The sequence below is a fragment of the Halanaerobium sp. ST460_2HS_T2 genome (assembly GCF_003337665.1).
GTDB lineage: Bacteria > Bacillota > Halanaerobiia > Halanaerobiales > Halanaerobiaceae > Halanaerobium > Halanaerobium kushneri.
The window spans coordinates 25454-50581 of sequence record NZ_QPJF01000006.1 but is presented as its reverse complement, the minus strand read 5'-3'; the positions used below and the strand labels follow the sequence as shown (position 1 = coordinate 50581).

At 36.0% G+C, this 25128-nt stretch carries 24 protein-coding genes and 1 other annotated feature; of the genes, 1 reads left to right on the top strand and 23 read right to left on the bottom strand.

Going from position 1 to position 25128, the window contains the following annotated elements; all coding sequences use genetic code 11:
- Window positions 1–94: 94 nt before the first annotated feature.
- The 13 genes from DFR80_RS04170 to DFR80_RS04110 all read right to left on the bottom strand — a co-directional run bounded on the left by DFR80_RS04170 (window position 95) and on the right by DFR80_RS04110 (window position 13391).
- A complete protein-coding gene (locus tag DFR80_RS04170) occupies window positions 95–844 on the bottom strand; it encodes a SurA N-terminal domain-containing protein (protein WP_114489285.1) in 750 nt (249 codons plus the stop codon).
- Between the two features lie 132 nt (window positions 845–976).
- Window positions 977–2176: a chorismate synthase gene (aroC, locus tag DFR80_RS04165; RefSeq protein WP_076544158.1), complete on the bottom strand. Its 1200-nt coding sequence runs from the start codon at window positions 2174–2176 to the stop codon at window positions 977–979.
- Window positions 2177–2250: 74 nt separating this feature from the next.
- Window positions 2251–3303 carry a 3-deoxy-7-phosphoheptulonate synthase gene (aroF, locus tag DFR80_RS04160; RefSeq protein ID WP_076544157.1) on the bottom strand — a complete coding sequence of 351 codons (1053 nt, stop codon included), beginning with the start codon at window positions 3301–3303 and terminating at the stop codon, window positions 2251–2253.
- Between the two features lies 1 nt (window position 3304).
- Window positions 3305–4417, bottom strand: a complete 1113-nt coding sequence (hisC, locus tag DFR80_RS04155; protein WP_076544156.1) for a histidinol-phosphate transaminase — start codon at window positions 4415–4417, stop codon at window positions 3305–3307.
- Window positions 4414–5703 (bottom strand): 3-phosphoshikimate 1-carboxyvinyltransferase, encoded by a 1290-nt coding sequence (aroA, locus tag DFR80_RS04150; RefSeq protein ID WP_114489284.1) that lies wholly within the window; start codon window positions 5701–5703, stop codon window positions 4414–4416. The genes hisC and aroA overlap by 4 nt, the downstream gene beginning before the upstream one ends.
- A gap of 115 nt (window positions 5704–5818) precedes the next feature.
- Complete coding sequence (locus DFR80_RS04145) at window positions 5819–6754, bottom strand: prephenate dehydrogenase/arogenate dehydrogenase family protein (RefSeq protein WP_076544154.1); 936 nt, start codon at window positions 6752–6754, stop codon at window positions 5819–5821.
- Window positions 6747–7796, bottom strand: coding sequence for a 3-deoxy-7-phosphoheptulonate synthase (gene aroF, locus DFR80_RS04140; protein WP_076544153.1), 1050 nt, complete (start codon window positions 7794–7796; stop codon window positions 6747–6749). Before aroF (DFR80_RS04140) ends, DFR80_RS04145 begins: the two co-directional genes overlap by 8 nt.
- A gap of 563 nt (window positions 7797–8359) precedes the next feature.
- Entirely contained in the window at window positions 8360–9226 is an 867-nt protein-coding gene (gene pheA, locus DFR80_RS04135; protein ID WP_114489283.1) for a prephenate dehydratase, read from the bottom strand.
- 158 nt (window positions 9227–9384) lie between these two features.
- Window positions 9385–9633: a binding site (T-box leader), on the bottom strand.
- A 136-nt stretch (window positions 9634–9769) separates the two neighbouring features.
- Window positions 9770–11257 (bottom strand): sodium:solute symporter family protein, encoded by a 1488-nt coding sequence (locus DFR80_RS04130; RefSeq protein ID WP_076544151.1) that lies wholly within the window; start codon window positions 11255–11257, stop codon window positions 9770–9772.
- Window positions 11257–11457 carry a hypothetical protein gene (locus DFR80_RS04125; protein WP_076544150.1) on the bottom strand — a complete coding sequence of 67 codons (201 nt, stop codon included), beginning with the start codon at window positions 11455–11457 and terminating at the stop codon, window positions 11257–11259. The genes DFR80_RS04130 and DFR80_RS04125 overlap by 1 nt, the downstream gene beginning before the upstream one ends.
- A 90-nt stretch (window positions 11458–11547) precedes the next feature.
- Window positions 11548–12069 (bottom strand): transcription repressor NadR, encoded by a 522-nt coding sequence (locus tag DFR80_RS04120; RefSeq protein WP_076544209.1) that lies wholly within the window; start codon window positions 12067–12069, stop codon window positions 11548–11550.
- 246 nt (window positions 12070–12315) lie between these two features.
- Window positions 12316–12741 (bottom strand): hypothetical protein, encoded by a 426-nt coding sequence (locus tag DFR80_RS04115; RefSeq protein WP_076544149.1) that lies wholly within the window; start codon window positions 12739–12741, stop codon window positions 12316–12318.
- Window positions 12742–12755: 14 nt separating this feature from the next.
- The gene (locus tag DFR80_RS04110; protein WP_114489282.1) at window positions 12756–13391 is read right to left on the bottom strand and encodes a class I SAM-dependent methyltransferase; all 636 of its coding nucleotides are present in this window, start codon (window positions 13389–13391) and stop codon (window positions 12756–12758) included.
- Between the two features lie 281 nt (window positions 13392–13672).
- On the opposite strand from DFR80_RS04110, the gene rpsD reads away from it, so the two are divergent.
- Window positions 13673–14269 (top strand): 30S ribosomal protein S4, encoded by a 597-nt coding sequence (rpsD, locus tag DFR80_RS04105; protein ID WP_076544147.1) that lies wholly within the window; start codon window positions 13673–13675, stop codon window positions 14267–14269.
- Window positions 14270–14368: 99 nt separating this feature from the next.
- Here the strand turns inward: rpsD and DFR80_RS04100 are convergent, their stop codons facing one another.
- The 10 genes from DFR80_RS04100 to metG all read right to left on the bottom strand — a co-directional run bounded on the left by DFR80_RS04100 (window position 14369) and on the right by metG (window position 25084).
- A complete protein-coding gene (locus DFR80_RS04100; protein WP_114489281.1) occupies window positions 14369–15127 on the bottom strand; it encodes a glucose 1-dehydrogenase in 759 nt (252 codons plus the stop codon).
- Window positions 15128–15371: 244 nt separating this feature from the next.
- Window positions 15372–16250 (bottom strand): AraC family transcriptional regulator, encoded by an 879-nt coding sequence (locus DFR80_RS04095; RefSeq protein ID WP_114489280.1) that lies wholly within the window; start codon window positions 16248–16250, stop codon window positions 15372–15374.
- Between the two features lie 185 nt (window positions 16251–16435).
- Window positions 16436–17680: a DNA methyltransferase gene (locus DFR80_RS04090; protein ID WP_114489279.1), complete on the bottom strand. Its 1245-nt coding sequence runs from the start codon at window positions 17678–17680 to the stop codon at window positions 16436–16438.
- Window positions 17681–17708: 28 nt separating this feature from the next.
- Window positions 17709–18704 carry a hypothetical protein gene (locus tag DFR80_RS04085; protein WP_114489278.1) on the bottom strand — a complete coding sequence of 332 codons (996 nt, stop codon included), beginning with the start codon at window positions 18702–18704 and terminating at the stop codon, window positions 17709–17711.
- Complete coding sequence (locus DFR80_RS04080; RefSeq protein WP_114489277.1) at window positions 18691–19794, bottom strand: DUF3696 domain-containing protein; 1104 nt, start codon at window positions 19792–19794, stop codon at window positions 18691–18693. The genes DFR80_RS04085 and DFR80_RS04080 overlap by 14 nt, the downstream gene beginning before the upstream one ends.
- Window positions 19781–21082, bottom strand: a complete 1302-nt coding sequence (locus tag DFR80_RS04075) for a DUF262 domain-containing protein (protein ID WP_114489276.1) — start codon at window positions 21080–21082, stop codon at window positions 19781–19783. The genes DFR80_RS04080 and DFR80_RS04075 overlap by 14 nt, the downstream gene beginning before the upstream one ends.
- 55 nt (window positions 21083–21137) lie before the next feature.
- Entirely contained in the window at window positions 21138–21617 is a 480-nt protein-coding gene (gene rlmH / locus DFR80_RS04070) for a 23S rRNA (pseudouridine(1915)-N(3))-methyltransferase RlmH (RefSeq protein WP_114489317.1), read from the bottom strand.
- 2 nt (window positions 21618–21619) lie between these two features.
- Window positions 21620–22438 carry an MBL fold metallo-hydrolase gene (locus DFR80_RS04065; RefSeq protein ID WP_114489275.1) on the bottom strand — a complete coding sequence of 273 codons (819 nt, stop codon included), beginning with the start codon at window positions 22436–22438 and terminating at the stop codon, window positions 21620–21622.
- Window positions 22439–22441: 3 nt separating this feature from the next.
- The gene (locus DFR80_RS04060; protein WP_076544143.1) at window positions 22442–23098 is read right to left on the bottom strand and encodes a redox-sensing transcriptional repressor Rex; all 657 of its coding nucleotides are present in this window, start codon (window positions 23096–23098) and stop codon (window positions 22442–22444) included.
- 24 nt (window positions 23099–23122) lie between these two features.
- Window positions 23123–25084 carry a methionine--tRNA ligase gene (metG, locus tag DFR80_RS04055; RefSeq protein ID WP_114489274.1) on the bottom strand — a complete coding sequence of 654 codons (1962 nt, stop codon included), beginning with the start codon at window positions 25082–25084 and terminating at the stop codon, window positions 23123–23125.
- Window positions 25085–25128: the final 44 nt, after the last annotated feature.

Below are 25128 nucleotides of genomic sequence, written 5' to 3'. Positions count from 1 at the left end.
AGTTTATCAACTCACACTAATTATAACATAAAGAAAAAAGCCCTGCTTTTAGGCAGGACTTAATCTAGATAATCTTTATCTAAGGAAGTTTTAACTAAATATTCTTTTCAATTTTGGCATCTTCTCTCAGTTTAGCTAAATACTGATTGATTGCCTTACTCTGCTTCTGCTGTTTGAGCATCTTTTTTAAACGAGGCTTTAATTCTTTAAAAGAAGTATCCTTTCCATTCTGTGCCAGGGCTTCTTTATTTTTATCATAAGCCTGCTGCAGTTCTTTTTCGCTAACTTTAATATCAGCCAGCACTTTTTCCTCAATTAATTTATTTATCTTAATCTGAGGATTATTAGTAAATTCTTTTTTATAGGCAGCCTCATTTTTATAACCCTGCTGTTTAAGAATAGACAGGAACTGTTTTTCGTCCATTTGATTCTGTTTTAAGATAGCTGATTTCTGCTGCTGATAAATTTTGTCTTTTTCTGCCTGTGTCAGATTAATGTCCGATTCTTCTGCTGCCTGTTCCAGCAGTACATTATCAATTAAACTATCTAACTTAGCCTGCTGTAGTTTCTTTAATACAGAATTACCTGCTTCAGAACTCGCTAAAATCTGTGCCAGCTGCTGATCAACCTGACTTACCTGCTGTAAAATCTGATTAACTTTTGCCTGCTTTGCCAGCTGCTGAGAAGTAATCTTTTCTCCATTTACAGTAGCCACAACTTTATTAGCATTAAGATTCTTACTTAGAGAAGGATCAGCGGGTTCTCCATTCATCTGCTGAGCCATAACAGCTGTTGGAACCATCAGAACAGTTATCAATAAAAGTGAAACTAAAATTTTCTTCATTAAATATAAGCACTCCCTTTAAAATTACTATTAACCTAACCATAAAAATAATTTGATTAAGTATTTTTTATTTATCTGTTAATAGTATAAGTCAGAAATGTGATGAAAATGTGAGAGAAAGATTAGAACTATTTAAAACTTTCTCAGCTGTTCAAGATAACTGTCATAATTGCGTTTGATTTCCTGCATACTGTCTCCACCAAATTTTTCGGCTGTACTACTGGCCAGCACAGAAGCAGTAACCGCTTCTCCAACTATACTTGCCGCTGGTACAGCACAGACATCAGAACGCTCTTTGGCTGCTGTAGTTTCTTTTTTGGAAATTATATCAGCAGAGTGCAGGGGTTTTGCCAGAGTAGGGATTGGCTTCATCGCCAGTCGAATAATTAACTCTTCCCCATTGCTGATTCCACCTTCAATTCCACCTGCCTGATTTGACTTTCGATAAAAACCCCGGTCAAGATTATAAAAGATTTCATCATGAGCCTTGGAACCCGGAAGTCCAGCCCCCTTAAAGCCAGCTCCAATTTCCACACCTTTAATTGCCTGAATTCCCATCAACTGAGCTGCCAGCTTACTTTCCAGCTTTAAATCCCAGTGAACATGGCTGCCCAATCCAACCGGGAGGCCGGTAACAACAATTTCGAATACTCCTCCAACTGAATCCCCATTGGCTCGCCAGGAATCAATTAAATGCTTCATGGCCTCAGTTCTAGCAGTATCTCCACAGCGAAGTTCTGTTTTATCAAGTTCGTCAAAATATTCCTTAATATCAGACTCCCGTTTAAAACGTTCGGGATCTTTTGCTTTAATATCTGTCCAGGTCTCACTTTTTAAGTTGCCAATCTGGATTACATGACTGTAAATATTGATATCAAACTGATTTAAAAACTGTCGGGCTACTGCTCCAACCGCAGTTCTAGCTGCAGTTTCGCGAGCACTGGCTCTTTCCAGTACATTGCGCAGATCCCGATGATTATATTTTAAGGCTCCCGGCAGATCAGCATGCCCCGGTCGAGGATTAGTCAGGGCTTCCATATCTGCCTCAGCTTCTTTATCAGGTGCCATTACTTCCACCCAGTTTTGCCAGTCCTTATTTTCAATAGTCATACTGAGCGGGGTACCGAGAGTCTCTTTATGCCGCAGACCCGAATTGATTATTACCTGATCACTTTCTATTTTCATCCGACCACCACGACCATAACCCTGCTGTCTTCTAAATAATTGCTCATTTACTGCTTCAACTTCTACTTTAAGACCCGCAGGCAGACTTTTAATTATTGCTGTTAATCTTGGCCCGTGGGATTCGCCAGCCGTTAAATATTCAAACAAAATTTTCCCTCCTTTTAGAAATTCCTGATAACACCAACTGCTAAATATTTACCACCAAAAATTAGCAGTAAATTTTATTCATAGGCAATTTTCTTTTCTCTTGATCGAAATGATTTAAGAGAATTAGTTATTGCACTTAACTCATCCATCAGCAGTCTAAAGTTGTCAGGTTTTAAAGACTGGGGACCATCCGAAAGCGCATTCTCCGGGTGGGGATGGACTTCAACCATAATTCCATCTGCACCAACTGCAGCAGCTGCTCTGGCAACCGGGATCACCAGTTCCCAGCGTCCAGTACCATGACTGGGATCTGCTATAACCGGCAGATGACTTAACTGCTGAACTAAGGGTATCGAACTTAAATCCATAGTGTTTCTGGTTTCTTCACCAAAAGTTCTGACACCTCTTTCACATAAAATAACCTGATGATTTCCTTCATTCATTACATACTCAGCAGCCAGCAGCCATTCCTTAATTGTTGCTGCCATACCTCGCTTAAGCATTACAGGTTTATCAAGTTTGCCAATTTCTTTTAAAAGGGCATAATTCTGCATGTTTCGGGCCCCTATCTGAATAATATCTGTATATTTGCAGACCACATCTATATGCTCAATATCCATCAATTCTGTAATAACTTTGAGGCCTGTTTCTTCTCTAGCCTTTGCTAAGAGTTTAAGACCTTCTTCTCCCAGACCCTGAAAAGAATAGGGGGATGTTCTTGGTTTAAAAGCTCCTCCGCGCAGTATCTTGGCACCTGCTTCTTTAACTACTCGAGCTGTCTCCAGCATCTGCTCCTCATTTTCTACCGAACAGGGACCTGCCATTACTGTTAGTTCATTTCCACCTACCTTAACTCCATCACCAAGATCAATCACCGTTTTATCCTGCTTAAAATTCCAGCTGGTAAGTTTATAGGGATCGGAAATTACTACTACTTTATCCACACAGCTCATAACCTGCAGCTTCTCTTTTAAATTTACTTTTTTTTCCGGTGCTACTCCTACTACTCCAACAATTGTAGTTTCAGCTCCTGTGTCCGGATGGGCAGAAAAACCAGCTTCTTCAATTAACTCAATTACTTTCTTTTCATCAGCCTTTGTTGCTCCTCGCTTTAATACAGCTATCATATTACTCATCCCTCTCTGCTAATACTTTTTTTAAGTTCCTGATAAAAAATTCATTATCGGCCCGATTACCTACAGTCACTCTAATCCAATTTTCCATCCCAAACTGATGGCCCGGTCTAATTATTACTCCCCGCTGCTGCAGCTTCTTAAAAACTTCTACTGCTGGCATTTCTGTATTAACCATCATAAAATTAGACTCTGTCTCTATATACTCAAGTCCCAGTTCAGCAAATTGGTTATAGAGAAATTGCTTTTCTCTGTTATTTAAATCCTGACAGGTTTTTAAATGCGATTCCGACTCCAGGGCTGCCACTGCCGCTTTCTGGGCCAGTCGATTAACATTAAAAGGACCTCTAATCCGATTTAAATAATCTATTAACTCGGGATCCGCAAGGGCATAACCAATTCTCATTCCTGCCAGACCATATGCTTTGGAGAAAGTACGCATCAACATTAAATTCGAATACTTATCCAGTAATTCAATCCCATCAAAGGGAGCACTGGCTGTTATATATTCCTGATAAGCCTGGTCAATTATTATAAGTATCTCATCTGATACCCTTTCCAGAAAATTTTCAATTTCTTCCCGGTCCAGCATTGTACCGGTCGGGTTATTGGGGTTGCAGATAAAAATCGCCTTAGTATTATCGTTGATTTCTGCTTCCATCGCCTGCAGATCATGTCTGTAATCTTCGGCCAGCGGAACTTTAACACTACTGCCGCCTCTTGATTTGACTGCCAGCTCATACTTTATAAAGGCTGGATCTGCCTGAATAACCTCATCACCTGGATTTAAAATCAAAGTCATTAAAAGATCTAAAATTTCGTCAGACCCATTACCCAGAAAAATTTTATTTTCAGCCAGCTGATATTTATCAGCCAGTGCTGTTTTTAACTCTCTACTGTCCGAATCAGGATAAAGACAGACATTTTTAGCCTCTGACTGAATTACATCAATAACCTGAATTGAAGGCCCCAGTGGATTTTCGTTAGAAGCAAGTTTAACTATTTTTTTCAGCCCATACTCCTCTTTAACCTCTTCAATGCTTTTGCCAGCCCGATAGCGGCTCATCTCCTTAATTTCAGTTGGAATTCCAGCAATTAATTTTTTCATCCAATCACCTCTGCTAATAGCTCTTTAAAATTGGGAAAAGAAGTAGCAATAATTTCGCTGCCATTGATTGCAATTCCCTCTTTAGAATTCAAGGCCATTACAGCCAGCGACATTGCAATTCGATGGTCGTGATAACTTTCAACTTCAATTCCACCTTCAACCTGCTGGGGTCCTTTAATTTCCATTCCATCTTCATTTTCTCCAATTTCTATTCCCAAACGTCTAAATTCATTTACTACAGCTTTAATCCGGTCCGTTTCTTTAACTCTTAATTCTTCGGCATCTTTAATTACAGTTTTACCCTCTGCAAAAACTGCCAGGACAGAAATAATAGGAATCTCATCGATCAAACGCGGTATTACTTCTCCACTGACTTCTGTACCCTCTAAGTTGGAGGGTTTAACCAGAATATCTGCCGTTGGTTCTCCACCCTGATCTCTTTTGTTTAAAAGTTCGATTTTTCCATTCATGGCTTCTATTACTTCCAGAAAACCACTCCGGGTTTGATTAATCCCCACATTTTTAATCAAAAGCTCACCTTCAGCTGCCAAAAGCCCGGCCGCAATAAAAAAGGCTGCTGAAGAAATATCACCTGGAACTTTAATTTCAAATGGTTTCAAGCTTCTTTTTTCAGCCTGTTTAAGAATAATTCTATCTTCCAGAATTTCTAGATCAATACCTGCTCCCTTAAGCATCCGCTCAGTGTGATCTCTGGAAACAGCAGGTTCAATAATAACTGTTTCTGCTTCTGTTTTTAGAGCTGCCAGCAAAATTGAAGATTTAAGCTGAGCACTGGCAACCGGAAGCTCATATTGCATACCCTCAAGCTGCTGGCCTTTTATACTCAACGGGGCCAAACCGTCCCGGCGGGACCAAATTTTGGCTCCCATTTCTGACAGGGGTCCAATTATCCGCTGCATTGGCCTTTTACGCAGAGAATGATCACCTGTAAGCACTGAATAAAAATCCTGTGAAGCCAGCAGACCTGCCAGCAATCTCATTGAAGTACCTGAATTACCGCAGTCTAAAACATTTCCGGCTTCCTCAAGACCATTTAGTCCCTTTCCCTGAACAGTATATTTGCCTTTTTGCTCTTTAGTAATTTCAACACCTAAATCTCGCATAATTCCCATTGTACTCAGACAGTCTTCAGCCTCTAAAAGCCCTTCTATTTTACTCTCTCCCTCTGCAATTGAAGACAAAATCAGAGAGCGGTGAGAGATTGATTTATCTCCCGGTACTCTAATTTCCCCACTGATTTTATCTGCTGGATTAACTTTAAACACTTTATTTCCTCCTCATTTCTCTCTTCTTTAATTACTGCTTTAATATAATTATTATTCTGATAAAAGTTCATTAAATTTTTTATGATTTTTATGCTTTTTATGCTTTTTATGATTCTTATGCTTCTTCTGTATTATTTTTGATCTCTGCTGCTTTTGCCAGAAATTTATAAATTTTATTCTGATCATTATTTTCCAGATCCTTCTTTAATTCTTTCAGCTCGTTTATGTAATTTCCAATCAATTCTGCCAGGTTATCTCGATTAGACAGTATAATGTCCTGCCAGAGTTCAGCAGAACTCCCCGCAATTCTTGTCATGTCTCGATAACCACTTCCCGATAGTTCAAAAAACTCACCTTTAAAATTCTGCTGCTGGCTTAAGTTTACCAGAGCCGAAGATAAAAGATGGGGCAGATGACTCAGATATGCTGTACAGTGATCATGTTCTGCTGCCGATATAATATGGACCCGGGCCCCAATTTTTTCAATTAAATCCTCCAGCTGCCTCAACAATTCTAGCTTTAAGCTCAACTCTGAACCTTTTTCCAATTTCTGCTCTGATTCTAATTTCTGCTCTGAGATTTCTTGTTGCTCCTCAAGCCAGGGAGTTAAAATAAAGGGGGCACCTTTAAATAACTCTGAATTATGCCAGTCTATCCCTGATTTATGAGAACCGGCCATTGGATGTCCACCGATAAAAATTTTCTGGCTGTCTTTTAAAATCTCTGCTGCCTGAATCATCACTTCTTTTTTGGTACTGCCGGCATCTACCAGCAGCTGCTGGCTTTCACCACCTTCTTTAATTTTTCTAATTACAGTTTTTATTGCTGCTACCGGTACTGCAATAAAAATTAAATCCTGATCTTTTAAATTATCAGCAATCTCGCTAAAACCCCGATCGATAATTCCTAATTTTTTTGCTTTTTTAATAGTCTCTGCACTTCTGTCAACTGCTGTAATCTCAAGTTTGGGATCAGATTTTTTTAAAGCTGCTGCCAGAGAGGCCCCAATCAGCCCAACTCCAACAACAGCTATTTTTTTAAACTCAGGCATAAGCTATTTTTCTTTCTCTGGATTCAAAACTGTGCAGAGAATTATTAATAGCTTTAATTTCGTCCATCATTAAGTGATAGTTTTTGGGCTTGAGGGATTGAGGACCATCAGACAACGCATTCTGAGGATCAGGATGAACTTCAACCATCACTCCATCTGCTCCAACCGCAACGGCTGCTCTGGCAACTGGGATCACTAATTCCCAGCGACCTGTACCATGGCTCGGATCTGCAATCACCGGCAGATGACTTAGCTGCTGAACCAGAGGAATTGAACTTAAATCCATGGTGTTTCTTGTCTCCTCACCAAAAGTTCTGACTCCTCTTTCACAGAGAATTACATCATGATTACCATTGTTCATCACATATTCTGCCGCCAGCAGCCATTCTTTAATTGTAGCTGCCATTCCGCGTTTGAGCATAACTGGTTTATCGAGTTTTCCTATTTCCTTCAAAAGAGAATAGTTCTGCATGTTACGAGCTCCAATTTGAATAATATCTGTATATTTACAGACAACATCTATATGTTCAATATCCATCAATTCAGTTACAATCTTGAGCCCGGTTTCTTCTCTGGCCTCGGCCATCAGCTTCAAACCTTCCTCACCCAGTCCCTGAAAAGAATAAGGAGATGTACGCGGTTTAAAAGCTCCTCCACGAAGAATCTGGGCTCCTCCAGCTTTCACAATTTTAGCTGTCTCAATAATCTGCTCTCTATTTTCTACAGAACAGGGGCCGGCCATCACTGTCAGCTGATCGCCACCAACTTTAACACCGTCACCAAGATCGATAACCGTTTTTTCCTGCTTGAAATTCCAGCTGGTCAATTTATAGGGATCGGAAATCAAAACAACTCTCTCTACTGCTCCCATTGTTTCCAATTTTTCTTTTAAATTTGATTTTCTTGCCGGATCGCCCAGCACACCTACTACAGTTTTTTCAACCCCCTGAATCGGATGAACCTCAAAATTTTCACCACGAATAACCTCAATTACCTGATCCTTGTCTTCTCTACTTGCATCTCTCTTTAATACTGCTATCATAATTAATTCTCCTCTCTTCTAAAATACTTTTTTGATTATGTTCGTTTATGCTTATTAATGTTCACGTACCGTGCACTTGTCAGTTTTTGTCTAATTTTGTTTAAAATTATAGCTAAATAAACTTTGAAAATAACTCCACCAAATCTTATCCAAAAACAATTTACAAAAAAACCTCTAAAAATACAAAAAATCGCCCCTTAGTCAGGGCGATTGAAATCGCGGTACCACCTGTTTTAATCTCATTAAATAACAGATTATCTCTACTGGAAGCCAACACTTCCGCACCGGGTAACGACGGCTGACGGCCATTTTAGCTTACTAGTTTAACTTTCAGCTGGCAACTCAAGAGGTGTATTTCAGCTCCTAAGCTTACTGGATCCTCTTTCAAAGTTTTTAGGTGAACTTATTTATTTAATGAGTATTATAGCAAGCAATTTTAATTCTGTCAAATAAAAATTGCGCTTTTTCGCCCAAATATTTAATTTTAATTTCAGCTTTTAGTTTAATTTTAAAAATACTTAATTTAAATTATCTAATCACTTTTTAAGTTTATACGGCCAAGTCTATTCTATAACTGTCCTGGGATAGGAACCTAAAAGTCTAAAATAGGAAGATATCTTTTTTACCTCTTCCAGAGCTGAGCTCAGGTGCTGATCACTGCTGCAGCCTTTTAAATCAATATAGAAAATATATTCTCCCAGTCTCTGCCTGCTTGGTCGAGATTCAATTCTTGTCAGATCAATATTTTCTTCCGCAAATTTACCCAGTATCCGATGCAAAACCCCGGCTTCGTTAACCATAGGTGCACAGATAATAGAAGTTTTAAAATCACTTGCTGCTGCTTCTCCCAGATGATTATTTGCACCCAGATCTTTATCCTTTTTCGCTGCCAGAACAAAGCGGGTGGCATTTGGAAGATCCCCCTGCAGATTTTCTGCCATAATTTCTAGCTTATAAATCTCAGCCAGCCTGATTGAGCCCACAGCAGCCCGCTTTCTGTCTGCAAGTGCTTTTTTTGCTGCTGCAGCAGTACTATCAGTATAAATAATTTTCGCATCTTTAAACTCTGCGGCCAGATAATCTCCTGACTGAGCAATTGCCTGAGGATGGCTGTAAATTTCCTCAATCTCTTCTTTTCCAGCCCCTGGCTGAACCAATAGATACTGCTCAATTGGGAGTACAATTTCCCGGTAAAGTTTAAGTTCTGGATGTTGATATAAAAGATCAAGACTTAAGTTTACCGATCCTTCCAGTGAGTTCTCCAGCGGCAGCAGCCCGAGATCAACCCGATCTGCTATCACTGCCTCTACAATATCTCTAATTGACCCACAGGCAGCTGTGCTGCCACCATACCTGGCACAATAATTAGAAATTGCCTCTTCACTAAATGTTCCCGGTGGTCCTAAATATCCATATTCTAAATTACTCATCTGCTCACTCCTTTTTACAGCTACCATGTACCATCAAATTATATCAAAAAATCTGTTCGGTCAATAAATTTAACAAATTATGACATAAACCGACAGGTGCACGGTACTTGTAAGTTTATGTAGATTTTTGTCTAAATACAAAAAACCCCCGCTCTAATTAAAGAACGAGGGTGTTATACTCGTGGTACCAATCTTTTTGGCTAAATAGCCCACTCAACAATTACGGGAATTAAAAATAAATCCTATAATCTGTCAGGATAACGGTAGACAACCGGTTCAAGCTTACTTTTTTGTTCAGCTGACAACTCACAGGGGAACTTCACTAAAATACTTACCGGCAGGCTCTCACTAATCCCGCTTCGCTGAGATAAATATTTTTAATTACTTTCCCTGATCACAGTTTTTAATTAAATATTTTATTCTAATTCAAGTTTTTTTAATTTTACCTTATTAAAATAACTTTGTCAAGCTCAATTTACCATTTATTTTCTCTATAATACCTTTAAAAATTCTAGTTACAGTATTTTATTGTAATATGATAATCTAAATTATATTTCTCTCTCGACACTCTTCATTTAAATAACCAATAAACTCTTCTGCCTTCTCAACCGGTGCCTGAGTAAAAAAGCTGACCGATACAAAAACAGCAGCTGTCACAATTAAAGTCCAGACTCCAGCCCCATATCCAAGTGGGCTCCAGCCGCTAAATTGCAAATAAAGAGCAGTCACTGAACCGATAATTATACTGCTTAGAGAAGCTGCAGCTGTGGCCTTTTTCCAGAAAAATGCTCCAAACATCGAAGGAACAATCACCAGAAGACCAATTGAGGCTGCTACTGAAAGCGTAGCAATTAAATTTAGCTCCTGAATGGCAAAGAAAAATCCTAACACAGCGATAATCAAAATGGCAATTTTGGCCGTTCTAAGCTGCCTTAAACTCTGATCCTGATCTAGATTGTCATCCATATTTTTAAAAATATCTCTAACTATAAGGGATGATAAGGTCAGCATTATCGAATCAATTGTTGAAATCGCTGCAGCTGTTATTCCAATCATTGCTACCAGCGCCAGAGCAGTCGGTACATATTGTGATGCCAGCAGTTCTGGTGTTGCCAGATCTGCGTTTGCCAGTCCCGGAATTAAAAGACGAGCAGAAAAACCCCAGAATACAGAAACCAGTGTGTAAATAAAACCAAAAATCAAAAATCCTTTAATCATGGTTTTCATCGCCTTAAGATCACGGGGGATAAAGAGGCGCTGACTGACCTGAGGATTAGAAATAGAAAAGAAAAACCAGGGCAGACTTAAACCCAGAAAGGTTTTAAATTTAAAAAATCCAGGGCCAGGAACACTGAGTACTTTGCCTTCTAGGGCAGCCAGTGAGCCAAAAAATTCTATAAACCCACCCAAATGCTGATAAATAACATAAAACAAAATAACAATACTGACCACTATCATAATCAGCGACTGCAGAGAATCAGTCCAGGTTACAGACTTCATTCCCGCAATTAAAGCCCAGGCAATAGCCAGCACTACAGCAATTACAACTCCAAAAACAAAGGGAATAGCACCTCCCGAAAGCCCACTTAAAAGATAACCAACTCCCATCAGCTGGACAGCCAGATAAGGTATTAAAAAAATACAGGCCGAAAGTGAAGCAGCAAAAGCAATCCACTGATTCTGGTAGCGATCACCAAGCATTTCATATGGGGAAACATAATTATTTTTTTTACCAATCAACCAGAAACGGGGCCCAAAGAATGCCACCAGAGAAAGTCCTGATAAATAAACCAGCTCAAATCCAAGAGCTCCTACTCCCCCAGAATAGGTAAAGCCAGCCAGACCAATCATCATAAACGCACTGTAAGTAGTTGCACTATAGGACAGAGCAGCTACAAAACCACCAGTATTTCTTCCACTTAAAAAATATTCTACAATTCCTTCATTCATCTCTCTCCTGGCCATTAAAGCAACAAAAGATCCGGCTATAATATATAAAATTACTGCGATATATAAGTATGTAGTTGGCATCAATCATTCCTCCAGTAAGTTGTGATTTTAATAGTTAAATAAATTACTGCCAGTGCAAAAAAACTCCAGAACAGAAATGCTCCGTAAAAATAATTAAGTGAGCTGAGCAGAGTATAGGGAACAATAAAGGCAGAAACTACAAGTAACAAAATTAGTACTAAATATAAATTCCTTAGTTTTTTCAGTTTTTCTCTGTCCATAAACTAATAACCTCCTGTTTTGTTTAAGTATAACTTTACAGTTTTATTACAGTATAACTTTACACCTGTCTTTACAGTAAAAACAAAAATTTATTCTTCCAGCAGATAGCCCTTTTCTCTTAATTCAGCTTTAATTTTTTCCAGAACCTGTTCATTAACAGCTTCAATGGTATGTAGATGCACTCCATCAGTTAATTCCGAAAGCAGGGCGGCCTTATTCTGCTGATAATTTTGGATGAATTTTTCAACATCCTCAACACTGCTGATCATTAAATTACCGCTTAGTTCCCCGTAAATTGGGTGTTCAACTTTAACATCAATAACTCTCCCACCATAATTAACTACAGTTAAAAGTTCATCTCTAAGCTCTTTTTGATCACCATGTCTACAGGCAATAGATGCTTTAACAGTTGGCAGTCCGAGATTTGCTTCATAAAAATAACCCTGCGAGGTAGCCACAATTTTCTCCCCCTGAGCTCTCAGAAGTGCTATATCCTGAACAATAACCTGACGGCTGACTTCAAATTCTTCCGCCAGCAGAGAGCCTATTAAAGCCTGACTCGATTTTTTTAATCTCTGCAGTAGCTGCCTTCTTCTTTCTTCCGCCTTAATTTTAATCACCTCATTTAAATCATCCTGCTGTCTATTCTATCATCTGAATTGACAGCTGTAAAGACATTAAATAATTTTTTTAAATAAAGAAAGATACAGAAAAAAATAAAACGGCTCAAGTCCCTTAGAGTTTCAGGGCTTAGCCGCTTAGACAATCTTCTATAATTTTTAATATTTCCTTAGAAATTTCAATTTCATTTAACACAGAAAATATTTTAAAGTATCATTTTATTTTTCATCTTCCAATTATTTCTCGGCTTCCGGCTCATTTAGCAGCCTACCTCCACCGACATAACTCTTATTTGGAAAAACAACTCTTACCTGATAGGGAAACACTTCTCCACTCATGCTATCCTGATAACTTTTTTTCATGATAATTACCTGAAACTGAATCACATCATTTTCAATATAATAGATCTTATCCTCACCAGCTGGTCCAAGCCAGAGGTCATCAACCGGAGCTTTAATCTCTAAATTACCATAATCATTAACAAATTTTATTTTCTGATCACTTTTAACTTCAACCAGCCAGCCCGGCTCATTACCTACAGCCCGAAACTGTATCCCTTCCTCCTTTGCCTGTTGCCAGGCATCAGTTTCTTCAGCCTGAACTGCTGTCAAAAACATAAATAAAAAGACAATAACACTTACCAGTACGACAGATTTTTTCAAGAGTCTCTCCCCCTCTAAGCTTTAAAAAGAATATATTTTTCTTGATCAGTATAAACTATTTCCAGATCAAAATCTGAAGCAATTTTTTTAAAAGTTTTTTGATTATAAAAAACTATATGGGTAGGATCCCATTTATACCACCAGTCTTCAAACTCTTCCGATCCAGGATGAAAAGAAGTCATTACTGCCAGATAAGCATTTTCTCGCAGGTGAGATGTTAAAAGCTCCATTTCCTTAACCGGGTCAGAAAAGTGTTCAAAAACTTCAGTTGACGTTATTAAATCATATCTTTTGTCTGAAAATACTTTCTCCGGAAAAAAGTAAGGATCATAACGATCAACTTCAGGGCCACGGGACTGAATTAAATCTGCCAGCACCGGCCCGGGACCACAGCCAAATTCTAAAGCATCGTTTATTTTATCTAAATCAATATAGGGTTCTATAACTTCATCTAGAAAATCCTGAAACATCTGGACATATCCTTCATTTTGATGATTATTATCATGCCCCTCATATCGCTCTTTTTCCTCAGCCTGATCGACAATTTCAGCCGAATCTATAAAGATCGCCTCACAATTATGACAGTGGTAATATTTATCCTGGAGATCTAACGCTTCTAAGTCACTGCTTCCACAAACTTTACACTTCAAAACTTACACTCCCTTTAAATTATGTAAACAATTAATTCAAAAATTAGCTCAAACTAAAGCTGAATAGAATTTAGGCTCAGTTAGCGAAAATATTATAAATACCCTATATTTTATTATATTACATCCGGTCCACCTTTGTAAATCTATTTACTGTAAAAATTTGATTATCCAAAAAAATATTAAATTGTTAAATAGGAACTATAATTTATGTTTTAAAGTTGATAAGATTACTATGGATTAATAACCGCGGCTAATAGTTATTAATAAGGAGGATATTTAAATTGGCCAGAAAACGTGGTCCAAGATTTAAAGAATCAAGAAGGTTGGGTGTCAATATTTATGGACATCCAAAGGCAATGAAAAGAGCAGATGGAAGCTTTAACAGAGCAAATAAAAAGTTATCAAATTATGGTCAGCAGCTGCTGGAAAAACAGCGTCTGCGTGCATATTACGGACTGATGGAAAAAAAATTCAGCCGTTATGTAAAAGATGCTGCCAGTGAAGATGGTGTAACAGGAGATAATCTAATTAAAAAATTGGAAAAAAGACTTGATAATCTAGTTTATCGAACTGGTTTTGCACGCTCTATCAGGCAGGCCCGACAGATGGTTGTTCATGGTCATATTTTAGTTAATGGCAGCAAAATTGATATACCATCCTATCAGCTTAAAATTGGTGATCAAATTACTTTAAGAGAAAAATACAGAAAGAATAATTTATTTCGAGAAAATTTTCTGGATAGACACTTAAGTCCAATCAGCTATCTGGAAAGAAATTTTGACAACTTTGAATCAAAGCTGGTTTCAGAAATAGAAATAGATGAAATCCCAATCGAAATTAACGATCAGCTGGTAATAGAATTCTATTCTAGAAAATAAATTTAAAAAAGGTGCTTCAGACTGAAATCTATTATTCCGGTCTGCAGGCACCTTTTAATTATTGCATATAAAAAATTTATAGACAAAATCAAGCTATTTTTATCTACCTAAATAACCCCCGTCTACAGGAATTACGGCTCCACTGAGATAATCTGAGGCTGCCGAAGCAAGAAAAATTGCTGCGCCCTTCATATCTTCTGCTTTACCCCAGCGTCCAGCCGGAATTCTGGACATTATAAGTTTATTTCGTTCCTCATCATTTACCAGAGCCGTATTCATTTCGGTATCCATATAACCGGGAGCAATTGCGTTAACATTGATTCCTTTAGCCGTCCATTCATTAGCAAGAGCCTTGGTTAATTGAGCAACTCCACCTTTACTGGCTGCATAAGCAGGAACAGTATAGCCACCAAAAAAACTTAATAATGAAGCAATATTTATTATTTTCCCTCCTCCATTTTTAAGCATTTCAGTTGCAGCCAGCTGTGATAAAATAAAAACAGCATTTAAATTAACCTCCAGAACATCATCCCAGTCCTTAAGAGGAAACTTTTCTGCTCTGTGTCTACGCTGAATTCCGGCATTATTTACCAAAATATCAATCTGATCATCAAATATTTTCATAACTTTCTTAAATGATTTTTCTATTTGATCTCGATTACTTAAATCAAAGCTGATTCCAGTAACCTGATACCCCTGTTTTTTTAACTCAGATGCTGTATCTAAAACCCTGTTGGAAACCCCTGTAATTATAACTTCCGCCCCAGCTTCTAATAAACCTTCTGCTATCCCAAGTCCTAAACCACGACTTCCTCCTGTTACTAAGGCTTTTTTGCCTGTTAAATCAAATAATTTCATTTAAAACTCTCCTCTGTTTAGTTAAATTTAAAATCTCGGCCCAAAAATAATTTCTCTATTTAAACTTTTTCCACTGCCGCTTTCTTCAGTCAGTCTGTCTTTATTTCTGCTAACTTTATTATATTTGATAACTGCTGAATTTTATTTAGTCAGATTTATAAATTTTTTGTCTGGAATTTAGTTAAAGCTGTTTAAAACAAAAAAAGTATACCCTCTCTGACCGGGCATACTTTTAATTACAAAACTATTTTTGTTTCTGGAGTCGATTTTTATTAACAAAATCAGCTGCCAGATAGATATCTCTGCGAACAGCCAGTAAATGCTGATCTCGATATTCACCAGGTGGCTGACCCTGATATTTGCTAAAGGTTCTATTAAAATGATGAACTGTCTTAAATCCCGTTTTGCCCGCAATTTGGCTCAAGGTATCTCCGGATTCTTTTAGCAGCTCAGCTGCTTTTTGGATCCGATATTTATATAAAAAACTCATTGGTGTTAAATTATAATTTTCTTTAAAAATCTGACAGATATAACTCTGGTTATAGCCGAGCTCAGAAGCTATATCTTTTAAAAGTAACTCCCTGCTGTAGTTTTCTTCAATATAATTAAGGAATTTTCTGCAGAGCTGATTTTCAGTATTTTCTTTTAAACCCGGCCTCTGAGCAGCTTCTTTTTCTGCAGCCGAACTGTTGGAATTGACCCGTAAAATATTTATTAAGATCTGGAGCAAAAAGCTGTTTACCAGCTCCTGATAATAGTCCTGCTTTTTTCTGCCTTCCTGCCAAATCTGACCCAGCAGATTTTTGACCTGAGGCAGATCATTATACTCTCCTGCAGCCATTTTAACTCTGCTGGCAAATTGATCAACCTTAATTTTAAATTTGATATCCAAAGTTTTCAGAGTGTTTTTTTGATCGGCAGCTAATTTATGCGATTCTCCAGCTGCAATTAAAAATAACTTGTTTTGAGACAGCTGTTTTTCTAGCTCCTGATAGTAAAAACTGCCGGAACCGGAAACAATATAGATAATCTGAAAATAGGAATGGTGGTGTTTATTAAAATACCAGCCCGGTTGATAATCATAGCGAGAAATCCACATCGCCTCAATCTGATCAGTCAGCACTAAATTATCCCACCCTCTTAATTTTTTTATAAAAATCACATAAAACAGATAAAATCTCTAATTGAACTGCTACTGTAAAAATCACTTAAACCGTTTGCTTACCTGATAAAAACCAAAAAAATTAGATACCATTATTTTTAATTTAAAAACATAGCTCAATCCGAAAACTTTTTTATTTATTAATTTCATATAATTAAGCTTTCCAGATTTTTTGTGTTAAATTGATTATCTTCATTTTTGTTTTTTAATAATTTTGAAGGACTTATCGATTTATATTTATTTATAGCCTCTATAATATACTTTTTCACATTTTGATCTGCAGAATTCAAAGTTTCTTCTAACACTAGTTTAGCAATCTCTTTCGCCTCAATAATTAATTTTTCCTTTGTTTTTTTATGCTTATTGTTTTCAAAATGTAAAATATCTTCATAAATCATTTGCCCATATCTGTTTTTGAAAAATCTTTCTTGTTTATTTATAATGTTTAAATTCATACAATTTTTAGCAAGTAAATAAATAATTTCACTATTATACAATTTTGTCCCTTTAATATGTGATTCTCTTCCTATAACGAAAATCATTCTTCCTTTATTCTTAATTACTCGAGATAATTCCTTTAAAACCAAAGCCATATCTATACAATATTGCACAACTGTCATAAACCTATTTGACCGATGTTTTCTATTGGATCCCACTTCTGATTTAGCTATTTTTAATACATCATAGCCAATTAATTCTGTGGATTTTCGATATTGCTGATGATAATTATAAACATTTATGTATGGCGGAGACGTTATAACTAAATCAAACTTATCATCAGTAAATGAAACCCTTCTAGCATCTTCATTATTAATAATAATTTCTCTTTTTGAATATGGTAAGTTAATTAAAGTTTCTTTTAAATTTTTCCATTTTGAAAACAAAATTGTATTATTTATTTTTTTATTTTTAAGATCTAATAATATAATAAATGTTGACAACAATTGTAAATATTCACTATTACCAGAACATAAATCTAATAATTTATTAAAATGATAACTAAAATTATTTTGATTTATTTCTTTATGCTGAAATTCATTTTTTAACATTGATTCTATAGCTTTAACTATCATCTTTCTCTTTTTAACATTAAAGTTTATCCACCTGTAGGAACTAGCAATATAATAAGCACTTGGATTAATTTCTACTCCATAAGCAGATAATTTTTTCAAACCTGATTCATGTAAAACTGTACCACTCCCAACAAAGGGATCAAAAATCTTAAAATCATTTTTGCTATACTTCTCTAATAAAACCTCTATAAATTGAGGTGAAAATTGTCCATTCCACCTAAATAAATTGCTTCTTTTTTTATCTGAAATATTCAACTTATTTTGAGGAATCTCACTTTTATCATAAGGTATTTTATCAAATGAAAAATTTTTGCTCATTACTATTACACCCTTCAATTATATAAATTTATGGATTAGGATTTGTGACAGTAGGCAGTTTTGACCCTATATGGCCAACAATACATTTACCTGTCTCTGCGTGTGGATAAAAATATATTCGTCCTGCTTTAGAAGAACCTGTGAACCTAATATGCCAACTAAATAATAAAGGCTCATTATCTGGAGGACTGAAAGTGTGTTGTTCTTCATATCTATTCAAAGTTTCTTGAGATTCTGGATCAACATTGGGGATTTTTTCTCTCTCAAAAAATTCTCCATCCCAGGTTACAAAATAATCATTTAACAAATCCAATTTTTTTATGATTTGTTTAAACTCAGGACTTGTAACTCTAAATCCAGAAATCTGTTTTTTCACTGACTCACAAAAAACTAATTCAGAAAAAAACTCATTTCTTTTTTTCCATAATTCTTTACTATCATCTAAATTAGTTTTAGCTTTAGCTAATATCTCATTAATCCAATCTGAGTTATGATCAACATGCTCCACACTTGAAACATTATAAACACAAGTTTCTTTACAATTTACTTCAGTATCTTCGCCACTTTCTATTAATTTTCTATATTCACCTTGAATTTTACTAGTATTCCATAATTCATCTGATAAAAAACTAATTGCTAAAAAGTCTAATTCAACTGCAATAAGAAGCCCCTTAGAGCTTCTATCATTATAATAAAACTCACTTAATAAGTCAGATACATTCAGATATTCAGAAAAGAATTCAGCTCTATCATTCATCCTTATATAGACTCGCTTTAATTCTCTATCAATATCATGATCATTTCTCCATTTTGCAACTGGATAACCAGGAGCTAAAACTGTATTATCAAAACCAGTTTCCAAAATTATGGAACGAGATATGCCAGAATTTATTGCTTCTAAATAAACAAGCATAAAATCTTTAAATAATTTTTTCCCATTCTCTATATCAGTTGCTGGAAAATCCAAAGACAACTCATTTAAAACCATTTGCATATTATCACCTATTTGTCTAAAAAAATTCATTTAAGGCTTTATCCCATTCATCAAAAAAGCCCTTTGGCCATCTATCCAAACGACCATCTTCTTTTATCTGGGGAGAAACTATTTTATGAACTTTAATGCCTTCTTTGTCTTCTTTATCAAAAAAATGTAATCTTATTTTATTATTTTGAATATATTTTTTTCTAACTGACAATCTTATTCCATTAAGTATATGATCACTATGCGTTTCTACAATAACTTGGACTCCACCAGAACAGGCTTTTGCAATTAATTCTCCCATTTCTCTTTGACCTTGAGGATGTAGATGAGCTTCAGGGTTTTCAACAACTATAATATCTCCCTTCTTTGCTTTCAATAATGAAACAACAACAGGTAAAATATATGTTATCCCAAATCCAACATTAGTTGGCCTAAATTTATTTGTAAACTCCTTATTATTAGCAAATCTATATTGAAGGCCTATAAAATCAGCATCTGAGTAATCAGAGGTTTCAATTCTCAAACCAGGACTAATACAATCCATCCAAGCCTGAACCTGACTAAGTAAAGTTAATGATTTACTATCTTTAATTATTTCTTTATTATCAACTTTTTCATCTCCAAATACATGTAAATAATGTTGAACATATTCTCCCCGAATTCCTAATTTTTTATGTTCAACAACATTAAAATTAGATTTTTCAAATGATGTTCTAGGACCAATTCTCTCTGCACTTAAGTATTGAAATTGATCAGTGAATATGCTAATTTCTTTTAAAGGAGTTTCCTCTTGAAAATCATCTAAAGTTAAAAAGTTAGATTCTCTATTATAAATAAAAGTCCACTCATTTTCTCTTCCATTCCCTACTCCTAATAGTATATTTATTTTTTCTTCTTCTGCTCTTTCATATAATAAATCTCTTCCAGTTCCAATACTAATTAAATCTCCATTTAAGGATAATCCCTTAGATAGGACTTTTTCATCAAATGATTGTTTCAATAAAAGTAGTGACTGAATTACAGTTGATTTACCCATGCCATTTAAACCTGAAAATAAAGTTAATGGTGCTAAATCAATAGTTTGATTTTCAAAACATTTAAAATTTTTGAGACCAATTTTATTTAGGAGCATTTAGAACCTCCTCTACAATTGTACCAATGTCATTAAACCTGCCTTTTATAGCACTTTTTTTACTGCTATTTAAGTAATTATCAGCAAATTGTTCATCTTGATTCATTAATTTAATGAATCTATCAATGACTTGTTCCCCATTATTTCGTAATATTTCCAATTCGTCATCAGATAATTTACTAAAACAAACTGCCCATCCATCAAATAATGCTCTATTTATTGGATTTCTTCTTCCTGTTTTCTGATACATCTTCCGAAAAGCTCTATTACCAAAAATATCAAAAGATAACTCCATTGCTTTATCAAATTGAGTCTCTATCCTATTCAACCTGGAAGTGTCATAATTATTAATTTCTTCCATAGCTTCATTTAAATAATCGTCAATATATCCTTCATATTCCTCAATACCTTTTTCTCTGAATGCAATATATCTTAAAACAAATTCCCTGTCTCTCATCCTGTCATCCCTGATGCTTTCACAGGTAGCTTTTAAAAAGTTATCATTATTAGACAAATTTTTTAAAAAATTTGTAGCTTGACCCTGGTATAGTGCATGCCTAATTTCTTGTGAATTCAATTCTAGTCCTGATGTATTTATTCGTTTGAAAATATTATATTTAACAGAAGATGGAGTACCTGGTTTTATTACAAATGCTATTAATTCAGTTTCTTCCATTCTTCTAATATATGTCCTCGGCAAATCTTTATACCCACAACCCTCAAAATCACCCAGAAATTCTAGATTATGCAGTTTGAAATTTTTGTCAACAAAGAATTCCTTAAAGGTAGTTAGCCTTTGTAATCCGTCAATAATCAACCAATTATCTTCTTTACTACCATCAAAATAAAATGCTGGCAGAGGAATTCTTAACATCAATGACTCTATCAATCTACTTTTTTGTTGTTTATTCCAGAGTCCAGCTTTTCGTTGAAAATCAGGCATTAGATCAATTTCATTATGCTGTAATCGCTTTATTATAAGATCCATTGATAAATTCTTCTTTATTATTTCGATTTTTGTTTGATCAAAAGGTTCCATACTATCACGTAATTTATCAAAATCATCATCATTCATATCTTCCAATTCAACATTCTCAAAAATAATTTCTACATCATTCCGAATAAAGTAATCAATAACTTCATTAAAATTATCCATATTAAAGTCATGAGCAAATAATGAACTGAAAACAATAGTATGATTTAACCTATTATTTTTCTTTCTGGCAATTTTAATTAATTTATCAAGATCCTTTAATAATTTTTTTGATATATATTCTGATTGAGACATAATTACTCTCCTTTAAACTTTTCCTGAATTCATGACATAATAAAAGATCGAAAAATTATAAATGATAAGGTTCATTGTTATTAATTTTAAAGGCACGATAAATTTGTTCCAGCAGAAGCAAACGAATCATCTGATGAGTAAAGGTCATATGTGATAGAGAAAATCTGTAATCAGCTTGCTGAAGCACAAAATTGCTAAGTCCGGTGGCACCACCAATAATAAATGTAAAAGAGCTGTAACCTCTGACCTGCAGATTGTTAAGAGATTTGGCAAAACCAGTAGAAGTCATTGGTTTCCCCTTAACATCAAGAGCAAAAACATAAGTTCTTTCCGGAAGACTTTTAACTATTCGCTCACCTTCCAGAGCCTGTAGTGCTGCAATATCTTTCTGAGAAGGATTTTTCGGCACAAGTTCGTCCTTAAGTTCAATAATATTTAGATCACAGTATCGATTTAATCTCTTTTTGAATTCCTCAATTCCGGGTTCTAAAAAAGAAGATTTTAAACTGCCCACTGTAATTATATTAATAGCCAGCATTAGAATAATTCCTTTTCTTTTGTTTTTTTATCCAGTCGAAAAAGAGGGGTTGTTTTATCCTGAGCGGCACAGCCCATTCGCAAATCTCGTCCGACTTTTAAACCTGCTTCCTTAAGAGCATTATTGACTGTAATATAGGCCACCTTTGGGTTATTATTTTCCTCACTTAAATGGGCCAGCATAACTGTAGGAAAATTATCCTTAATCAATTTGGGAAGTAAGGCGGCCGTATCGTCATTAGAAAGATGGCCTTCTATTCCCTTAATTCTATTTTTTAAAAAATAGGGATACTTTCCTGTCATCAGCATCTCCAGATCATGATTTGATTCCAGCACAAAAAAGTCTGCTCCCTTTATTTTCCCAATAATCTCTTCATTCATCACACCTGTATCAGTAGCAAGTACAATCTTTTTATTAGCAATCCGACAAACATACCCTACAGGTTGAGAAGCATCATGAGAAATCGCATAAGGTGAAAAACTAAGATCACCAATCATAAAATCTCCAGTAAAAACTCTCCTATTTTCAGGGGCTATTTTACCAAGATCGGACTCGGCTCCACCCCAGGTACCATCATTAGCATAAATAGGAAGATCATAACGGCGGGACATTATTCCCACTCCTTTAATATGATCTTTATGTTCATGAGTAATCAATAAAGCATCCAGACTGGCTGGATCAAGGTCCAGAGCAGCCATTCGTTCTTCCAGGCCCTTACCACTCAAACCGGCATCAATTAAAACTGAATACTTGCCGGCCCTGATATAGGTAGAATTACCTTTGCTGCCACTGGATAAAACCGCTGTTTCGATCCTCACAATTTATTCACCCTTTGCTTCCATTTCTTCCTGCCAGCTTAAATGATAAATTAAAGAAACTATTCCAACTGCCAGGTCTTCATTTTTTACTTCAACCTCATCCGGTACATAAAGTCTGGTTGGAGCAAAGTTCCAGATGGCTTTAATACCAGCTTCAATCATCTGGTCAGCAACTTCCTGAGCTGCCGAACTTGGAACAGCAATTACTCCCAGTTTAATATCATTTTCTTTAACTATTTTTTCCATATCCTGAGCACTCTTTACCTCGCGGTCATTGATCACATTACCGATCTTATCGAGATCATTATCAAGCACATGTGCAATTTCAAAGCCCATCATGGCAAAACTTTTATAATTAACAAGAGCTCTCCCCAGATTACCAGCACCAACTAAAATTGCCGGCCAGACCCGGTCAACTCCAAGGATTTTACCAACAGATTTTTTTAATTCATTAACATTATAGCCAACTCCACGGCGGCCAAACTCTCCATAATAAGAAAGATCTTTACGTACCTGAGTTGAAGGGATATCCAGTTTACCTCCCAGGTCTTTAGATGAAACCACCTCGACATCTTCAAAAGTATCCATCTTATCAAGGCATCTGTAGTATAAAGGGAGCCTCTCAATTGTGGCCTTAGGTATGTTCTCTCTATTTTTCACTGTTCATTCCTCCCATTTTAATAATTATTTTACCTGACTTCCATTTGCGATATCAGAACTTACTGTTGACAGGACCATATTTCCTTCTGGATCAGAAGCTGCCAGAATCATACCCTCTGATTTAACCCCGAAAATTGTAGCAGGTTCCAGATTAGCAACAATTAAAATTTTGCGTCCAATTACATCCTCAGCAGCAAAATGCTTTGCAATTCCAGCTACTAACTGTCTTTCTTCCAGACCAATATCCACTTTTAATTTTAACAGTTTATTGCTGCCTTCAATTTTTTCTGCTTCTAAAATTTCAGCAACTCGAATATCCGCATCCATAAATTCTTCGAAAGTAATTCTATCTTTAATATCAACTAAATCCAAATCATTTACCTCCTCATTCTTTTCAATTTCATTCTCTTTTTTGCGACTTTCAATTTTTTCAAAATATTCTTCTAAATCTATCCTTGGAAACATAGGTTCCCCATTATAAACTTTAACTCCAGTTTTTAAAGCACCCCAATTAGCCGCTTCCCAGTCAGCAGCTTCTATTGCTGCCAGTTGGCCGAGCTGCTCCCCCATTTTATATGGTGCTTCTGTTAAAAATGGCTTTAACATCACGGCTGTAATTCTTAAAGATTCAAGCAAATTATAGAGTACAGTCTTCAGTCTTTCTCTTTTTTCTTCCTCTCTGGCCAGAATCCAGGGGGTTGTTTGATCAATATATTTATTTGTTCTGCGCACAAAATTCCAGATTTTTTCCAGTGCAGCAGTATATTTTAATTCTTCCATTTCAGCTTCTACTTCTTTTTTCGTCTGAGCAGCCAGATCGATTAATTCTTTGTCCACTGCTTCCTCTGCTCCTGGTTTAGGAATTTCACTATCGAAGTACTGTTCTACCATAGAAACTGTTCTATTTAATAGATTACCCAGATCATTTGCCAGATCAGAATTAATCCGTTGAATCAGAGCCTCTGTAGAATATTTACCATCTGTACCAAAGGCAACCTCACGCAGCAGGTAATAGCGAATAGCATCTTTGCCAAAGTCATTGATTAAAACAACAGGATCAACCACATTACCCTTAGATTTTGACATCTTTCCTGTTTCACTTAAAAGCCAGCCATGACCAAATACCTGCTCAGGCAGATCAAGTTCTAACGCCATTAATATAATGGGCCAGATAACTGTGTGGAAACGAAGGATATCCTTGCCAACAAGATGCAGATCAGCAGGCCAGTAATGTTCAAATTTCTCCTGATCTGTCTCATAGCCAATTGCAGTAATATAGTTGCTCAAGGCATCAATCCAGACATAAATTACATGGTCTTCATCAATCGGAACTGGAACTCCCCAGTCAAAAGTAGTTCTTGAGACACTTAAATCATCTAGTCCGTTTTCGATAAAATTAATCATCTCATTACGTCTTGATTCTGGTTCTATAAATTCTGGATGAGTTTTAATATGTTCTAAAAGGCGATCTGCATATTTGCTCATTTTAAAGAAATAGCTCTCTTCTTCTACCCATTCTACCGGGCGATGACAGTCAGGGCAAACTTTTTCTCCATTCTCTTCCTCCAGCTGTCTCTCAGTCCAGAAAGCCTCACAGGGAGTACAGTACCAGCCCTCATAATTACCCTTATAAATGTCTCCCTTATCATAAAGTTTTTTGAAAATTTTCTGCACTACTTTTTCGTGACGCTCTTCGGTAGTACGAATAAAGTAGTCATAATCAATATCCAGTTTATCCCATAAATCCTTAAAAGTAGCTACAATCTGATCCACATACTCTTTCGGTTCTTTACCCGCCTCCTGAGCCTTACGTTCTATTTTTTGACCATGCTCATCAGATCCAGTTAAAAACATGGTGTCATAGCCCTGCATCTTCTTATAGCGGGCAATTGTGTCGGCAGCCACTGTTGTATAGGCATGACCGATATGTAATTTATCACTTGGATAGTAAATTGGTGTTGTTACATAATAGGTGTCTCTACTCAAAATTGATCATCCTTTCCAAATTTAATCATGAATCTTTTGGCTTA

Bases quoted from the DNA above. Each gene is read 5' to 3' on its own strand.
- DFR80_RS04170 (WP_114489285.1), bottom strand. From the start codon at position 844: ATGAAGAAAATTTTAGTTTCACTTTTATTGATAACTGTTCTGATGGTT.
- aroF (WP_076544157.1), bottom strand. From the start codon at position 3,303: ATGATAGCTGTATTAAAGCGAGGAGCAACAAAGGCTGATGAAAAGAAA.
- hisC (WP_076544156.1), bottom strand. From the start codon at position 4,417: ATGAAAAAATTAATTGCTGGAATTCCAACTGAAATTAAGGAGATGAGC.
- DFR80_RS04145 (WP_076544154.1), bottom strand. From the start codon at position 6,754: ATGCCTGAGTTTAAAAAAATAGCTGTTGTTGGAGTTGGGCTGATTGGG.
- aroF (WP_076544153.1), bottom strand. From the start codon at position 7,796: ATGATAGCAGTATTAAAGAGAGATGCAAGTAGAGAAGACAAGGATCAG.
- pheA (WP_114489283.1), bottom strand. From the start codon at position 9,226: ATGAGTAATTTAGAATATGGATATTTAGGACCACCGGGAACATTTAGT.
- DFR80_RS04130 (WP_076544151.1), bottom strand. From the start codon at position 11,257: ATGCCAACTACATACTTATATATCGCAGTAATTTTATATATTATAGCC.
- DFR80_RS04125 (WP_076544150.1), bottom strand. From the start codon at position 11,457: ATGGACAGAGAAAAACTGAAAAAACTAAGGAATTTATATTTAGTACTA.
- DFR80_RS04100 (WP_114489281.1), bottom strand. From the start codon at position 15,127: ATGAAATTATTTGATTTAACAGGCAAAAAAGCCTTAGTAACAGGAGGA.
- DFR80_RS04090 (WP_114489279.1), bottom strand. From the start codon at position 17,680: ATGAGCAAAAATTTTTCATTTGATAAAATACCTTATGATAAAAGTGAG.
- DFR80_RS04085 (WP_114489278.1), bottom strand. From the start codon at position 18,704: ATGAATTTTTTTAGACAAATAGGTGATAATATGCAAATGGTTTTAAAT.
- DFR80_RS04080 (WP_114489277.1), bottom strand. From the start codon at position 19,794: ATGCTCCTAAATAAAATTGGTCTCAAAAATTTTAAATGTTTTGAAAAT.
- DFR80_RS04075 (WP_114489276.1), bottom strand. From the start codon at position 21,082: ATGTCTCAATCAGAATATATATCAAAAAAATTATTAAAGGATCTTGAT.